Below are 16,474 nucleotides of genomic sequence, written 5' to 3' on the forward strand. Positions count from 1 at the left end.
TTTCTGTCTGGCAATGAGCAGCAGGCAGTAACATTGACGTTTGTTTTTGCTGTTATTTATCACCGGCTCACTGGAGATAAGGCCTGTTCAGGCGATTCACTTTGTGTCGGTGTGAATGATTATTATTTTAGGAATATTAGTATGAATTCTACATCACTCTTTCGGCGATAACGAATAATCCGTTAATCGAAATAAAACGAGGTTTTCAGAGCTATTGTTATGATTGTTTTGCGAAAAGGGGAATCCCCGGCCCGAGGGCCGGAAAAACGCCATCAGATCAGGAAGATTGTGGCGAGGCCGAGGAAGATAAAGAAGCCGCCGGTGTCGGTCAGCGCGGTAATCATCACGCTGGAACCGATAGCCGGATCGCGGCCGATGCGCACCATGGTTAACGGAATAATTACACCCATCAGAGCCGCCAGCAGCAGGTTGAGAATCATCGCCAGCGTCATCACACCGCCCATCTCCCAGTCGCCGTAAAGCAGCCAGGTGACGATGCCCATCAGGCCGCCCCAGACCAGGCCGTTGATCAGCGCCACGCCGAGTTCCCTGAACATCAGAAATTTCAGGTTTCCTACCTGTACATGGTGCAAGGCCAGACCGCGCACGATCATCGTGATGGTCTGATTACCGGTGTTACCACCAATTCCGGCGACAATCGGCATCAGCGCGGCCAGTGCTACCAGCTGCGAAATCGTGTGTTCGAACAGGCCGATAACGCGCGATGCAATAAAGGCGGTACAAAGATTGATCGCCAGCCACGCCCAGCGGTTACGTACCGCTTTGCTGACCGGAGAAAACACATCCTCTTCCGGGCTCAGACCGCCCATGCGGCGCAGATTGCTGTCAGTATCGTTATTGACGAAGTCGACGATTTCTTCAACCGTAAGTCGCCCCATCAGCTTGCCCTTTTTATCTACTACCGGTGCAGTAATCAGGTCATAACGTTCGAACGCGCTGGCGGCATCTTCGGCTTTATCTTCCGGTTCAAAGCTGGTGAGATCGGTAATCATCACGTCGGCGACTTTCGTCTCCGGCGGATTAAGCAAGATCGCGGTAAGCGGCAGTTCGCCGAGCAGGGTGTTTTTGCGATCGGTGATAAACAACTTATCGCTGGCCTGCGGAATACGTTTTTGCAAACGCAGAAAGCGCTGTACGGTCGCGAGCGTGACGTCCGGGCGGACGGTCATCAGCTCGAAATCCATGATACGGCCCACGCAATCTTTGTTGAACTTCATGACTTCGCGGACTTTTTCCCGCTGCTTCGGTTCCAGCGACGTGAGTACGCGGCCTGTCAGATCACGCGGCAGGTATTCCGCCAAATATACCTGATCGTCCACGTCGAGCAGCGACATGGTTTTCAGCAGGTCTTTGTCGCTCATTTCTTCGATCAGGCTGTCCCAGACGGTTTCTGAGACTTCGACCAGCGCTTTACCGCGCGCGGCCGGTTCGACCAGCCGCCACAGCGCCAGACGTTCGCGGATCGGTAACGCTTCGAGTACGTCGGCGACGTCGGCTGCGTGGAGTTTTTGTACCCGCGCGCTGAGCTCTGCGGTGTAGTCCATAAGCTGTGCGCGCGTGGCGTCATCAACTTCAATCTCTTCCCCGAGAATACTGTCGGCGAGTTCATCGGTGTTAAGCAGGAGATCGAGGATCCGGCGGCGACTTTCCGCCAGCTTTTGGCCGTAATTCTTTGGTTTTTCGGCAGACATTCAGGGTCCTTTCTCTTTTTTACGTCCGGCAGGCCTTCAGGGCGCCGGTATGGATTTCGTCGTATCGGTGTGTTCAGGACGGGCTTCGGTCTGCGCTTCGCGTTGAGTTTGCTTTTGATTCTGATGATGCGAATACGCGCCGACAGCGGAGTAGACCAGACGTCCGAACAAAATAATAAAGCTTATCGACAACACGATTTTCGTCATCAACTTGATGTTGGATTTTCGAGACATAGTAAAGTCCGTTAAGGGGATCTTTGCTCCGGTGGCAGTGATAAAAGATGTAAATGATAACGGTTACAATATAACGCACAACTAAACGACTCTCCAGATAAAGGCAAAAAGCAAAAAGTGCGGTTTATTTTCACTGATAAGTGAAGTCGCACGATGACATTACCATTCAGATAATCTATACGTTTAAAGTTAATCTCATGGATTTGAATGTATTTGTTAATTTGTTAATAACGTGAGAAATTGTTTAAGGTCTTTTTGGTCAAAAAATTGAAGAATGTGTTTATTGATCAGTATCAAGAGCATTAATATAAAGCCGATTAGAATTCAGCTCTATTTTAAGATTTTTGACACCGACCTCCGCTGTTTTTCTTTTTTCTGCTGGTTTCTTTGAAATGACATTTTTGTGACGATAATTGAATGCGGAGCCTGTCGTCACTGTCGCCCGGCGATTTCATGACGCCCGTTTCATCCTGATACCTTTTACAGCGGCATGACTCCTGTCCGCAAAACTTACGATGAACCCGATGCAAAAATTCTTTTCCTGGAATGAACTGCGCCACAAATGGTGGGGACTTCCGATCTTCTGCGCGCTGGTGCTGATCCCCATCACCTCTTCGCTCTCTCCGATCATTATGTTGCCGGAAGGTCGAACGTATCTGATATACATGCCGCTCGCGACCTGCGTGGCGCTGCTGATGGTCTTTGACTGGGCGGCGTTCCCCGGCATTGTGCTGGCGCTGTTTCTGCGCTATTACCTGCGCATAGGGGCGGAAATGGGCACGCTGATGACAGTGATTTACTTCACGTCACTGTTTCTTGCCTGGCTGGGATATCGCTGGCAGGCGGGAAGTCGCTGGTCCGCCCCGCTTGGGTTGATGAATCAGCCGTGGGTGCGCGTCGGCTGGCTGCTGATTTTCCTGACGTTCTTCTTCATCATCGTGCTGCAAATCGTAGTGGAAAGTGGTCTGCTGCCGCAGTATCTGGGCATGGCGACCCGTGAATTCATTACGCTGCGCACGCTGATTAATCTTCAGTCCATGATTCTGGGGATACTGCTTAACTCGCATCTGATCTATCTGGTGATCCGTATTCTGCGACAGCCACGTTACTGGCGCGTGTTACGCATGATGCTGCGTAAGCAGTGCGCGCCCAGTGTGAAGCCTTTGGAAATCGTGGTGTGGTTTACTCTCCTTTGTGCGATGGTCGCGTTGCTGTGCATCGAGGGGCTGAGCGAGCCTTTCATGAAAATTCTGCTCAGCGATTATACGCTCACACTGTTGTTCCCGGTGCTGCTGTTCGGCGCACTGCGTTACGGCTATTACTTCATCAGCATCGTGTGGACAGTCACCCTCACCATTTTATTTCATAACTATCAGGGCTTTATTACTGAGCAAAACTTTATTCATAATCTGGTTTTTGTCTCTGCCCTTATGCCGGTTTATACCTCCACGCTGTTGCTGATGGCGGTGATTTCTTCGCGCCAGCGGTTGCTGATGAAAAAGTTCAAAGCGGCAGCGCTGCAGGATCCGGTATTCGGACTGCCTAATCTGCGCGCTTTTAACCGGGATTTGGCGGTACATCCGCGTTCGCTGCTGTGCTTTGTGCGTGTTTCAGATATGGATGTGCTGAGCCGTAATTACGGGATGCAACTGCGTATCCAGTTCAAACGGCAGCTGGCGATGGGGCTGAGGCCTTACTTACGGCCCGGTGAAAAAGTCTATCACCTGCCGGGCTACGATCTGGTCCTGCGGCTGAACTGTGACAATGTCGAAGAAAAGCTGATTCAGCTATATGAGTACGTTGAAGATTTTCGGCTGATCTGGAACGGTCTGCCGCTGCATCCGAATATCGGTTTGTCATATTGCACCGTCTATTCGCCGGTCGAACATCTGCCGATTTTACTGGGTGAACTGAGCGGAATTGCCGAAATGTCGCTGACCACCGGGAAGCCGGAATCGAATAAAAGCGATCATAGCCAGGTGCAGACTGAAATCAGAGATAAAGTTGATATGCTGCATAAGATCCAGCGCGCGCTGGATGATGACCGCTTTGTACTGATGGCACAACCGATCCTGGGCGTGCGCGGGGACAGCTATCATGAAATTCTGCTGCGCTTGTCGGAAGGTTCAGATAACGCACTGATCACGCCGGATAAATTCCTGCCGGTGGTGCACGAATTTGGTCTGTCGTATCAGATGGATATGTGGGTACTCAGGCACACGCTGATGTTTATCAGTCAGAACCGTGTGCGCCTGCCGAGCCTGCGTTTTGCCGTCAACTTTACGCCATCGACTCTGTGTCGCCCGACCTTCACCCGCGATTTCAAAGCGCTGATGAAGGAGTTCGAGGTGGAACCCTTCCAGATCGTGCTGGAAGTTACCGAGTCGCACTTATTGCAGGATGTGAAGTACGCTGACTACGCCATGCGTGAGCTGCGCCATTACGGCTGCCGTATCGCTATCGATGACTTTGGTACAGGTTACGCCAGCTATGGCCGCCTCAAAGCGATTGAGGCCGATATCCTCAAGATTGACGGCAGCTTTGTGCGCAACATGCTGACAGATTCGCTGGATGGTTACATTGTGCAGTCGATTTGTCAGGTGGCGCGGATGAAGCATCTGGCGATTGTGGCGGAATATGTGGAAACCGAAGAGCAGAAAGCGGCGTTGCACGCACTGGGCGTGGATTACATGCAGGGTTATCTGGTCGGAAAACCGCAGCTTTTATCGGCGCTGCTGGAAGTACCGCAAGCCTGACAGCAGAGATGGCACGTAAGAAAAAGCCCTCAGTGCACAACGTGCCTGAGGGCTTTTTGTTTCGCTATCCTGCGTCATGGCGTGACGCAAAACCGCTTAACTTTCTTTAGCTTCACCGTCTTCTTCTTCCAGCATCAGTTTCCAGCCGGTCACGTCATCCCAGTAACTTTGTTCGCGCTCAAAATCGAGCTGAACCAGGTTATTCTGCGCCAGATATCCCGCGGGGAAGCGTAGCGTCCAGTGATTGTCATCCGTCGACAACCGCAGTGACTCCGGTGTGGTGGTGGACTGACGCTGGTTATTGAGCAGGGCACCGAGGCGCAATAACTGGATCAGAGGAATATAATGCTTCTTCTTGAACAGGTTGAGGCGCGGCAGTTCTTCCAGCTTGATCGCTTTGCGATGGAAACGCACGAGTGTTGCCAGCAACGTTTGTTGTTCCTGATTAAACCCCGGCAGATTGGTGTTTTGCAGGATGTAAGAAGAGTGGCGGTGCATACCGGTGTGGTTAATGCTCAGGCCCACTTCATGCAACATGGCGCTGAATTTTAGCAGCGACTCCAGCTGTGGCTGAACCAGCTTGGTGTTTTGCGCCAGCCACTGGCTGTAGAGCTGCTCGGTGGTTTCCAGCACGCGGCGCGCCTGTTCCCGGTCGATATTGTAATGCTCGGCCAGACTTTTCGCGGTACGGGTACGGATATCCTGATGACGGAAGCGGCCCTCCATTTCGTACAGCACGCCTTCGCGCAGCGCACCATCGGAAAGGCGGAGTTCTTTAACCGCCAGCGCATCAAACACGCCACGCAAAATAGCCAGGCCCGGCACGAATACCGACTGACGATCTTCCGACAGCCCCGGTAAATCCAGCGCATCGAAACTCTTAAAATCCAGCACCGCTTCGGTGAGCATTTCCAGGCGTTCCGGCGTGATGAGGCCATCTTTCTCGCCCATTTCCACCAGCACTTCATGGGCGGCTTTGATGCTGCCGGACGCACCGAGCGCATATTGCCAGCCTTGCAGACGATACTGCCACGCCAGCGTTTCCAGCTTTTGTGCGGCGGCGAGCTGCGCACGTTTGAAATTGCTGCGGGTGATTTCCCCGTTCGGGAAAAACATCTGCGCAAAGCTGACGCAGCCCATGCGGCGGCTTTCGGCAAGCAACGGCTCGAAGTCTTCGCCGATAACCAGCTCTGTGGATCCGCCCCCGATATCAACGACCAGTTTGCGGCCTTTTTCTGGTTGCGTGTGTTCCACGCCCATGAAAATCAGACGTGCTTCTTCCTGACCGGAGATGATTTCGATCGGGTAGGGGATGACTTCTGCGGCGCGCTTGAGGAATTCCTCAGCATTCACCGCCTGACGCAGAGTATGCGTCCCGACGATAGTGACGTTGTTATCCGGAAAGCCCTGCAGGCGTTCGGCAAACAAAGCCAGGCAATCCAGCCCGCGTTGAATGGCTTCTTCACTGAGCACATTTTTACTGTCGAGGCCGTCAGCCAGATGAACGCGCTGTTTCAGGCGGCCTAACACCTGCAAGGCGCCGTTGACGACGCGCGCAATCACCATGTGGAAACTGTTCGACCCGAGATCGATCGCCGCAATTTCCTGTGGCTTGGCACTCAATGAGCTGTTTTTAAGGGGCATAATCGTGTAACGCTCCAGGGGGTTCAGGCTTGCTGACTCTGTTGTTCCAGATCTTTCAAATACTCGTAAATCGCCAGTTGCGCACGGACTTTGCGGCGATTTCCGCGTGGAACATACCGGTTGCTCAGTTCTTTATCAATCACTCTGGCTTTGACTGTGTCATTAAACAGCAACTCCAGAATGTCCAGCACGCGCTGTTTGAGACGCGGATCGAGCAGCGCCACCGCCACTTCGATACGGTAATCGATATTGCGCGTCATCCAGTCGGCGGACGACAGGAAGACTTTGGCATCGCCGCCGTTTTCGAACACGTAAACGCGGTCATGCTCGAGATAACGGTCGATGATGCTGGTAACCTGAATGTTTTCGCTAAACCCCGGTAAATTGGGCACCAGTGAACACATACCGCGGATCAGCAGACGGATTTTTACCCCCACGTTTGACGCCACGTAGAGACGGTCAATCAGTCCTTTATCCACCAGGTTGTTGATTTTCAGCGTAATACCACCGGTTCCACCGGCCTGAACGTTAGCGATTTCACGGTCTATCAGACGGTAAAGCATGTCGCGCGAGTTTTGCGGCGACACCATCAGATGCTCGAATGAAACCGGGCGGTAAGGGTTCTCGATGAAGTTAAACACCCTGCGGACTTCGTTGGTGATGCGCGCATCAGCCGTAAGCAACGAATAGTCGGTATAAAGACGGGCGGTTTTTTCGTTAAAGTTTCCGGTCCCAATATGAGCATAGCGGACAATTTCGTCGCCTTCGCGGCGGGAAATAAGAAAGAGTTTGGCGTGAATTTTCAGGCCAGGCGCAGAGAAAATAACGTGTACACCGGCTTCTGTCAGACGTTTCGCCCAGTGAATATTCGCCTCTTCGTCGAAACGCGCCTGCAATTCGACCACTACGGTCACTTTCTTGCCGTTGTGCGCCGCATGGATCATCGATTCGATAATCCGCGAGTCTTTGGCGACACGGTAAATATTGATTTTGATCGACAGCACGTTCGGATCGAACGATGCCTGACGCAGCAGCTCCAGCACATGCTCGAAGGTGTGATACGGATAATACAGCAACACGTCCTGCTCGCGGATGGCAGCGAAGCCGTTGCGGAATTTATCGAACCACAGATGGCGCAGTCTTGGCAGCGGACGGTTCACCAGATTGGCTTTACCGACGTTCGGGAAGCCGATGAAGTCTTTGAAATTGTGGTAACGGCCACCGGCTATCACCGAATCGTAATTGGAGATCCCGAGCTTGCCGCGCAGTAATTCCACCATTTCATTAGGCATATCGCGCTGATAAACAAAACGCACCGGCTCCGCGGTCAGTCGCTGTTTCAGGCTTGAAGACATCAGCTCCAGCAGGCTCGATTCCATTTCCGTAACCAGATCGTATTCGGCATCACGGGTCATTTTCATCGAATAGGCGTTCAGCGTGTCGTAATCAAAGAAGCCTTTGAAAATGTCGTCGAGGCAATAACGCAGGATGTTATCAAGCAGGATCATCGGCTTGCGACGACGCGGCGCTTCCGGCGGCAAATTCACAAAGCGCGGTACTTTGTCTGACGGAATTTCCAGCAGCGCGTAATGGATCTCATCGCCGCGAATAATTTCGACCGCCAGATAGGTGTAATCGTCTTTAAGAAACTGCACCAGATTGGTGTCGTGATTGATGAGGATAGGCGTGATGTGCTGACGCAGGTGATGTTTGAAATACTGACGCAGCCAGAGCTGCTGATTTTCCGACACCTGACGCTCGTTAATCAGGAAGATCTGATTACGTGCCATCTCCAGTAACAGGTCGTTATAGAGGCTGTCGAATTCCTGATCGATCCTCAGGACTTTCGCCTGAATCTTTTTCAGCAAATGCCGCGATGCGCCGAGAAAACCCTGCTCTTCACTGATGAGGATCCGTCGTTTTAAATCGGCAAAGCGGACTTTATAAAACTCATCAAGGTTATTGGAATAAATGCCTAAAAACCGCATCCGTTCGATCAGGGGATTACTTTTGTCCGCTGCTTCCTGCAAAACGCGTTCATTGAAGGACAGCCAGCTTAGTTCTTTCTCGATATAAAGCTTTTCCTGACCCATTTTCACTCCGTTCGTTTAGCGTGCAACCTGGCCCATACAGGCGAAATTCGCCTGAAAACACCGCAATTTAGCTCACCATCATCTTCGTGCTGTTCGCTTTTCCAACGGTCAGCGTAACAGGAAGCTTTCTGTGTGAGGGGCCTAGTGTCTACTAACAATATTGCGAAAGATTGACAGGAAAGTCCAACATAACAGGGAGAGATTTATCAGATGAAATAAAAGAGGGGAAAACGCAGGAAAAGTCTTACCGGTGAAGGACATTTACGCCCTTCACCAGCAGAAAATTGACCCGGACTGTATATATCAAATCAGACCGCGCTGGCACCAATCACCGCTTCTGGTTTGATCTGTACCGGTTTGGTTTTGTATTTTGCCAGGAACTGCGGCTGGAAAATACACATGCGGATGGCGCTGCGATATTCGCCGTTCACAAAGAATTCCTGTTTCAGTTCGCCTTCCAGCTCAAACCCTAATTTACTGTAGATGTGGATCGCCTTTTTATTTTCTTTATCGACGATTAAATACAGTTTGTAGAGGTTAAGCACCGAGAAGGCATAATCCATCGCCAGGCGCACGGCGTCGCCTGCAAATCCTTTGCCCTGATGTTGCGGGTCAATGATTATCTGGAATTCTGCACGGCGGTGAATATGATTAATTTCCACCAGTTCGACAAGGCCGACCGGCCCGCCCTGGAATTCGATAATAAAGCGGCGTTCGCTTTGGTCATGGATATGTTTGTTATACAGATCGGTCAGTTCGACGAATGCCTCGTAAGGCTCTTCAAACCAATAACGCATGATGCTGGCGTTATTATCAAGACGGTGAACAAACGACAGGTCATCCTTTTCCAGGGGACGTAATCTGACGCTGTTATTGCTAAACATGGGGTGTTCCTCAAAAAATAAAGCCGTTTTACCTGAGGTAACCTTCTTGGAAATGAAATCTGAAACAACCGTGTTCCAGATGAAGGTCGGCGCACAAACGACGTTTAAACGTGCGCCGGGAACGCCATTATATCGGCTGAACTGTAAACAAGTGTCAAATGACAGGAAATAAAAAACCGGCACGAAGCCGGTTTATAGTGAAATCATCGTGCTTAAGCAGATTAATCCGCTGCGTAACCCTGAACAGGGAGTGGATTGTTATCCAGCAATGCCCGATCGTTTTTCAGGGATAAACGGCCTTCAACGAACCAGCTGACCACCAGCGGATAGATATTGTGCTCCTGCGTTTGTACGCGGGCCACCAAATCATCTTCGCTGTCATCGCTAAATACCGGCACTTTGGCCTGCAAAATCACCGGGCCGCCATCGAGCTGCTCCGTCACAAAATGCACCGAGGTCCCGTGTTCCGTATCCTGATTTTCAATCGCCTGACGGTGAGTGTGTAAACCCGGATATTTCGGCAACAGGGAAGGGTGGATGTTGATCATGCGTCCGGCAAAGCGCTGAACGAAGTCGGCAGTCAGGATACGCATGTACCCCGCCAGCACGACCAGGTCCGGCTGGTACTCATCGATAGCGTCGGCCAGTGCGACGTCAAACGCCGCGCGGTCTTCGTAAGCTTTGACATCCAGCGCATGCGCTGCAATGTTTGCCAGTCGTGCACGTTCCAGACCGTAAGCGGCGGATTTGTTGCTGAAGACAGCGGTGATTTCTGCGTTAATTCGTCCCTGCTGGCAGGCATCAATCAGGGCCTGAAGATTACTGCCTTCGCCTGATACCAGAACCACAATCCTTTTCATATCGCTACCTGTCTTCAGTCAGTTGATTTACCGGATTACTCAATTACCACGCGTTCAGCGGAGTCAGAGGCTTTAACATAGCCAATTTTCCACGCTTTCTCGCCATTGTCATTGAGTAAAGCAATCGCCTGATCGGCGAGTTCTGCCGGAAGTGCCACGACCATGCCCACGCCACAGTTAAAGGTGCGGTACATTTCGTGACGGCTGACGTTACCGGTGGTCTGCAACCAGGTGAATACATCCGGCCACTGCCAGCTGGATTCGTTGATGATGACCTGGGTGTTGTCCGGCAGAACGCGTGGGATATTTTCCCAGAAGCCGCCACCGGTCAGATGTACGATGCCGTGAACATCAACGTTTTCGATAAGGTTCAGGATCGATTTCACGTAAATCTTGGTCGGTGCCAGCAGGTGATCGGCAAGCGGTTTGCCTGCCAGATCGGTGGTTTCCGGATTAGTGTTGCTGACTTCGAGAATTTTGCGCACCAGAGAGTAGCCGTTGGAATGCGGGCCACTGGCGGCAAGACCGATCAGCACGTCGCCGTCAGCAACTTTACTGCCGTCGATAATTTCTGATTTTTCCACCACGCCGACGCAGAAACCTGCCACGTCATAATCTTCGCCGTGATACATACCCGGCATTTCAGCGGTCTCACCCCCGACTAACGCACAGCCAGACTGCTTGCAGCCTTCGGCGATACCGGTTATCACGCTGGCGGCGATATCGACGTCCAGTTTGCCGGTGGCGTAGTAATCGAGGAAGAACAGCGGTTCAGCACCCTGAACGATCAAATCGTTGACGCACATCGCGACCAGATCGATACCAATAGTATCGTGGCGTTTCAAATCCATCGCCAGACGCAGCTTGGTGCCAACGCCGTCGGTGCCCGAAACCAGTACGGGTTCACGGTATTTTTGCGGCAATGCGCAGAGGGCACCAAAACCGCCCAGTCCACCCATTACTTCAGGGCGGCGAGTCTGTTTTACTACACCTTTAATGCGATCTACCAATGCGTTACCGGCATCGATATCTACGCCTGCGTCTTTATAGCTGAGAGAGGTTTTGTCGGTCACTGCGAAGTCCCCACGGCGGTTTGGGTTGGTGGTTGAAGAATAAAGCGGGGCAATTCTAACAGCGCAGGCAAACGTTTGCGAGCGCCTTATGCGATGACGCTTTTTGGGCTGTCTATACTCTATCCGGGTTCCTGATGATCCAGATCAGGCAATTGGCTGTAGCATTGAAAAAAAATGGCGTTATAATCTCGCGATTTTTTTTTGCAGCTCAACCACCTTAGGAGAATAAACAATGAAGATCGTCGAGGTGAAACACCCGCTGGTGAAACACAAGCTGGGCCTGATGCGTGAGAACGACATCAGCACGAAACGTTTTCGCGAACTGGCTTCTGAGGTGGGAAGTCTGCTGACGTATGAAGCGACTGCCGATTTAGAAACTGAGAAAGTCACCATCGAAGGCTGGAACGGTCCGGTTGAAATCGATCAGATCAAGGGTAAGAAAATTACCGTTGTCCCTATCCTGCGTGCCGGTCTGGGCATGATGGAGGGTGTTCTGGAGCACGTACCGAGCGCGCGTATCAGCGTGGTGGGCGTGTACCGTGATGAAGAAACCCTGAAACCTGTACCCTATTTCCAGAAGCTGGTTTCTAATATCGAAGAACGTCTGGCATTGGTGGTTGACCCGATGCTGGCGACCGGTGGTTCAATGATCGCGACCATCGACCTGCTGAAAAAAGCCGGTTGCCAGAGCATTAAAGTGCTGGTGCTGGTGGCTGCACCGGAAGGGATTGCCGCGCTGGAAGCCGCGCACCCGGACGTTGAGCTGTACACCGCCTCCATCGATCAGGGGCTGAACGAAAAAGGCTACATCATCCCGGGACTCGGTGATGCGGGCGATAAGATATTTGGTACGAAATAAGCAATAGCCGACTGAGAAGTCGGCTTTTTTTTGATTTTTTTTTACTCGTCAAAGACAACATCATTTCACAGAGGATCAATCCATGACCCGTCGTGTCATTGGGGTAAGCGAACGTCCGCCTTTGCTGCAGACAATCCCCCTGAGTTTCCAGCATCTGTTTGCCATGTTTGGTGCCACCGTTCTGGTCCCCATTCTGTTCAAAATCAATCCGGCAACGGTGCTGCTGTTCAATGGCATAGGGACTTTGCTGTACTTATTTGTGTGTAAAGGGAAGATACCGGCTTATCTCGGCTCCAGTTTTGCGTTTATCTCACCGGTGCTGTTACTGCTGCCGATGGGTTATGAAGTGGCGCTGGGCGGATTTATCGCCTGCGGGCTGTTGTTCTGTCTGGTGGCGCTGATCGTCAAGAAGGCCGGTATCGGCTGGATCAACGTGATGTTCCCGCCGGCGGCGATGGGCGCAATCGTTGCCGTCATCGGGCTGGAGCTGGCGGGCGTGGCGGCGAATATGGCCGGCCTGCTGCCAGCCGATGGCGCACCGGTGGATTCTACGGCGGTTACCATTTCCGTCGTCACGTTGTCGGTGACCATTCTGGGTTCAGTGTTGTTCCGCGGTTTCCTGGCGATCATTCCGATCCTCATCGGTGTATTAGTCGGGTACGCGCTGTCGTTCTTTATGGGCGTGGTCGATGTGTCTGCCATCGCGAATGCGCACTGGTTTGCGCTGCCAACGTTCTACACCCCGCGCTTTGAGTGGGTGGCGATTTTGACCATTCTGCCTGCCGCGCTGGTGGTCATTGCTGAACACGTCGGGCATCTGGTGGTGACGGCAAACATCGTCAAAAAAGATCTGCTGCGCGATCCGGGCCTGCACCGTTCGATGCTGGCAAACGGCCTGTCCACCGTACTGTCTGGTTTCTTCGGCTCCACGCCGAACACCACTTACGGCGAAAATATCGGCGTGATGGCCATCACCAAGGTTTACAGCACCTGGGTGATTGGCGGTGCGGCGATTCTGGCGATCCTGCTGTCGTGCATCGGAAAATTAGCGGCGGCTATCCAGGCTGTGCCGGTGCCGGTGATGGGCGGTGTCTCCTTGCTGTTGTACGGCGTGATCGGCGCATCCGGTATCCGCGTGCTGATTGAATCGAAAGTCGATTACAACAAAGCGCAGAATCTGATCCTGACGGCGGTTATCCTGATCATCGGCGTCAGCGGTGCCAAGATCCACATCGGCGCGGCGGAGCTTAAGGGCATGGCGCTGGCGACGATCGTCGGCATCTTCCTCAGCCTGCTGTTTAAAGTGATTGAGATCTTCCGCGGTGAAGAAAAGATCATTGATATTGAAGACGAGCGGGAAAATCCGCCAGTCTGATCGGTGAATTTCAGCCAAAACACCTGACCGGCGGGCGCAGTGCTTTCCGGTCAGGTGCTCGGATCACAAGCGGTTGCACTCGGCACAGTTCAATTTGCTGCGGATCCTTGCTAGAATTCTGTCGTTCCTTTTTATTGACATGACAACATCTGCGGTCTTAATACCGCTTCGGTTGAGGTGCTTCTGAATACGCCGGCACAGCTTTCCCTGCCACTTTATCTTCCCGATGATGAAACCTTTGCCAGTTTTTATCCGGGTGAGAATCCCTCTCTGCTTTCTGCGATTCAGAGCGCATTGCATCAGGAACACGGCACTTATATTTATTTCTGGTCACGCGAAGGCGGCGGCCGCAGCCATCTTCTTCACGCAGCCTGCGCAGAATTATCCCAGCGCGGCGAAGCCGTGGGTTACGTACCTTTAGACAAACGCGCCTATTTTGTGCCTGAAGTATTGGACGGCATGGAGCATCTTGCACTGGTCTGTATCGATAATATCGAAGGGATCGCCGGCGATGACGAATGGGAAGCCGCGGTTTTCCATCTGTATAACCGCATTCTTGAAACTGGCCGCACGCGTCTGTTTATTACCGGTGATCGTCCACCGCGTCAGCTGAATCTCAGCCTGCCGGATCTGGCGTCACGTCTCGACTGGGGACAAATCTACAAACTTCAGCCGCTTTCCGACGAAGAGAAACTTCAGGCTTTGCAGCTGCGTGCGAAACTGCGCGGATTTGAACTGCCGGAAGACGTGGGGCGTTTCCTGCTCAAACGTCTGGATCGCGAAATGCGCACGCTGTTTATGACGCTCGATCAGCTCGACCGTGCTTCTATCACCGCGCAGCGTAAACTGACGATCCCGTTCGTGAAGGAAATTCTGGGGTTGTGATCGCAGGATGTCCGGGTTCGCATCACGAACCCGAACGGACGAGCGGAGTTACAAAATTTCTTTCACCTGTTCCGGCGGGCGCCCTAAACGGGCTTTGCCGTTGGCCAGCACGATCGGGCGTTCAATCAGCTTCGGATTTTCCGCCATTGCCTGCAACTGCTGCGCTTCGCTCAGACTTTTATCGGCCAGGCCGAGTTCCTTATAAATCTCTTCGCCTTTACGCATCAGCTGGCGCGCAGAGCTGAACCCCAGCTTTTTCAGTAAATCCTGCAACGTGGCAACCGTCGGCGGCGCTTCCAGATACAAAATCACCTGCGGTTCGATCCCGGCGTCTTCCAGCAATTTCAGCGTTTCGCGGCTCTTGGAGCAGCGCGGATTGTGATAAATCGCGACATCATTTGCCATAACGTTCTCCCTTAAAGATTCAAAATCAGCCTTTCTGATACTGACGGAAACGGCCCTGTAGCTGACGAAGCTGGTCGATACGCGCGTCGTAGCGGGCCTGTTCCAGACTGCCTAATTTCTGCAATGCGCTGGCGTTACTCAGCATTTCAATAGCCTGATCCAGACGTCCGATCAGCGCCATGCTTTCCGCGCGGGCGGCCAGCTCCTGTGCGCGTAAACCCTGTGCGGCAGACGCCTGCGACAGCAGATCCCAGCCGTTCGGATCGCCCGGATAGGTGAAGGTGTAGCGGTTAAGGATCTTACTGGCGTTAGCCGGCTTCGCGCCTTCGAGATAGGCATTCGCCAGATTGAGCTGAAGCACCGGATTAGAACTGGTGGCCGCACCGGCCTGCTCCAGACGGGCGATGGCCTGCGGTGCGCGTTTGCTCTCCAGATCGTTATCGGTGGAGAGATCCAGCAACCATTCATTGCCCGGATTCTGCACCATCAGCGGTTCCAGAATTGCCCGCGCCTGATCGTATTTCTTCGCTTTGTAAAATTGCAGCGCCTGACCGTATTTCGCCGCCAGCTGTTCGCGCACGTTGCCGTCGCTCAACTTTTGCAGATAATCATCGGTCAGCGGGAAACTTTCAGAACCGTACATTCCTAACATACGCACTTTCGCCATCAGGTAATTTTGCGAAGACTGTACGACAATGTGTGGCATCTGATTGGCACGGTTACGTACGTCGGCGAGACGGCTATCGGGAAGAGGGTGCGTCAGCAACATTTCCGGCGGACGGGTGGAATAACTCGCCTGATCGGCCAGTTTTTGCAGGAACGCGGGCATTGCCTGCGGATCAAAGCCTGAGCGCTGGAGAACTTGCAAACCGATACGGTCGGCTTCCTGCTCGTTGCCCTGCGTGAAACTGATCATCCCTTGCTGCGTGCCGGCCAGCGTACCGGTCAGCGCTGCCATACCCATTTGCGGGCTGGCCATTGCCAGCAGGATCGAACCGAGCGCGCCGACCCAGGTCAGCGGCGCATTACGTTGCTGATCTTCCATCGCACGGGCCAGATGGCGCTGGGTAACGTGGGAGATCTCATGCGCCATAACCGAGGCCAGCTGGCTTTCGTTATCGGTGTAACGGAACAACGCCGAGTGCAGAACGACGTTACCGCCGAAGAAGGCGAAGGCGTTCAGCTCGTCATTATTGACGATGAAGAAATGGAACGGCGTGCGCACGGAATAGGCGTGTGCCACCAGACGCTGCCCCAGTTCATTGATGTACTGATTGAGCAGCGGATCGTTAATCAGTGGCGTACTGGCGCGCATCTGACGGACGTAAAAATCGCCCATCTGTAATTCCTGATTAATGCTCAGCGTGCCGCCCGCCGTGGTACCGATATCCGGTAACTGATCGCTCACCGGCGGTGCCAAAGGCGAGTTGGTGTTTTTGGAGGAAGAGGTCACCGGCGTTGACCAGAATGAACTGTCGTCAGCGCCTGCCGGGAAAATTGCACCAGTGAACAGACTGCCTAAACACAGGGCGATCACCGTTTTTTTCAACCGCATTACCATAAACATTTGCTTCCCAATAAGTGAACCGCACATCGATGAGCTTTAAGAGCTTTTATTTCATGAACTGGCGAAGTGAGCATTATTTTCTGGCGCTATTATTGGCGCTGAACTCTATAGTAGCTATCCTCGTGGG

Annotated in this window: 13 protein-coding genes; 4 read left to right on the forward strand and 9 right to left on the reverse strand. The window is 52.7% G+C overall.

The genetic code is table 11. The features are described from left to right. Positions 1-272 precede the first annotated feature (272 nt). On the reverse strand, positions 273-1,712 hold the full coding sequence (mgtE, locus tag ACMHLI_RS02800) for a magnesium transporter (protein ID WP_413528160.1): 1,440 nt from the start codon (positions 1,710-1,712) through the stop codon (positions 273-275). Between the two features lie 36 nt (positions 1,713-1,748). Continuing rightward, positions 1,749-1,946, reverse strand: a complete 198-nt coding sequence (locus ACMHLI_RS02805; protein WP_112168637.1) for a YfgG family protein — start codon at positions 1,944-1,946, stop codon at positions 1,749-1,751. A 524-nt stretch (positions 1,947-2,470) separates the two neighbouring features. Between ACMHLI_RS02805 and ACMHLI_RS02810 the strand changes: the two genes are divergently transcribed. Continuing rightward, a complete protein-coding gene (locus ACMHLI_RS02810) occupies positions 2,471-4,702 on the forward strand; it encodes an EAL domain-containing protein (protein ID WP_413528161.1) in 2,232 nt (743 codons plus the stop codon). Between the two features lie 96 nt (positions 4,703-4,798). On the opposite strand, the gene ppx is transcribed toward ACMHLI_RS02810, so the two are convergent. The 5 genes from ppx to purM all read right to left on the reverse strand — a co-directional run bounded on the left by ppx (position 4,799) and on the right by purM (position 11,256). Continuing rightward, positions 4,799-6,346 (reverse strand): exopolyphosphatase, encoded by a 1,548-nt coding sequence (gene ppx / locus ACMHLI_RS02815; RefSeq protein WP_413528162.1) that lies wholly within the window; start codon positions 6,344-6,346, stop codon positions 4,799-4,801. 23 nt (positions 6,347-6,369) lie between these two features. Continuing rightward, positions 6,370-8,439, reverse strand: a complete 2,070-nt coding sequence (gene ppk1 / locus ACMHLI_RS02820; protein ID WP_112168634.1) for a polyphosphate kinase 1 — start codon at positions 8,437-8,439, stop codon at positions 6,370-6,372. 308 nt (positions 8,440-8,747) lie between these two features. Beyond that, positions 8,748-9,323, reverse strand: a complete 576-nt coding sequence (gene speG / locus ACMHLI_RS02825) for a spermidine N1-acetyltransferase (protein ID WP_112168633.1) — start codon at positions 9,321-9,323, stop codon at positions 8,748-8,750. 221 nt (positions 9,324-9,544) lie between these two features. Then, complete coding sequence (gene purN, locus ACMHLI_RS02830) at positions 9,545-10,183, reverse strand: phosphoribosylglycinamide formyltransferase (protein WP_413528163.1); 639 nt, start codon at positions 10,181-10,183, stop codon at positions 9,545-9,547. A gap of 35 nt (positions 10,184-10,218) precedes the next feature. After that, the gene (gene purM, locus ACMHLI_RS02835) at positions 10,219-11,256 is read right to left on the reverse strand and encodes a phosphoribosylformylglycinamidine cyclo-ligase (protein WP_112168631.1); all 1,038 of its coding nucleotides are present in this window, start codon (positions 11,254-11,256) and stop codon (positions 10,219-10,221) included. A 232-nt stretch (positions 11,257-11,488) separates the two neighbouring features. Between purM and upp the strand changes: the two genes are divergently transcribed. The 3 genes from upp to hda all read left to right on the forward strand — a co-directional run bounded on the left by upp (position 11,489) and on the right by hda (position 14,375). Further along, positions 11,489-12,115: a uracil phosphoribosyltransferase gene (gene upp, locus ACMHLI_RS02840; RefSeq protein WP_056771320.1), complete on the forward strand. Its 627-nt coding sequence runs from the start codon at positions 11,489-11,491 to the stop codon at positions 12,113-12,115. Positions 12,116-12,197: 82 nt separating this feature from the next. Then, the gene (gene uraA, locus ACMHLI_RS02845) at positions 12,198-13,490 is read left to right on the forward strand and encodes a uracil permease (RefSeq protein WP_413528164.1); all 1,293 of its coding nucleotides are present in this window, start codon (positions 12,198-12,200) and stop codon (positions 13,488-13,490) included. A 177-nt stretch (positions 13,491-13,667) separates the two neighbouring features. Continuing rightward, positions 13,668-14,375 (forward strand): DnaA inactivator Hda, encoded by a 708-nt coding sequence (gene hda / locus ACMHLI_RS02850; protein ID WP_013576559.1) that lies wholly within the window; start codon positions 13,668-13,670, stop codon positions 14,373-14,375. 48 nt (positions 14,376-14,423) lie between these two features. Here the strand turns inward: hda and arsC are convergent, their stop codons facing one another. Both arsC and ACMHLI_RS02860 read right to left on the reverse strand, forming a co-directional pair. Further along, positions 14,424-14,780 carry an arsenate reductase (glutaredoxin) gene (gene arsC / locus ACMHLI_RS02855; RefSeq protein ID WP_413528165.1) on the reverse strand — a complete coding sequence of 119 codons (357 nt, stop codon included), beginning with the start codon at positions 14,778-14,780 and terminating at the stop codon, positions 14,424-14,426. 25 nt (positions 14,781-14,805) lie between these two features. After that, complete coding sequence (locus tag ACMHLI_RS02860) at positions 14,806-16,341, reverse strand: M48 family metalloprotease (RefSeq protein WP_413528166.1); 1,536 nt, start codon at positions 16,339-16,341, stop codon at positions 14,806-14,808. Positions 16,342-16,474: the final 133 nt, after the last annotated feature.

The sequence above is a fragment of the Rahnella inusitata genome (assembly GCF_965118895.1).
Lineage (GTDB): Bacteria > Pseudomonadota > Gammaproteobacteria > Enterobacterales > Enterobacteriaceae > Rahnella > Rahnella inusitata_A.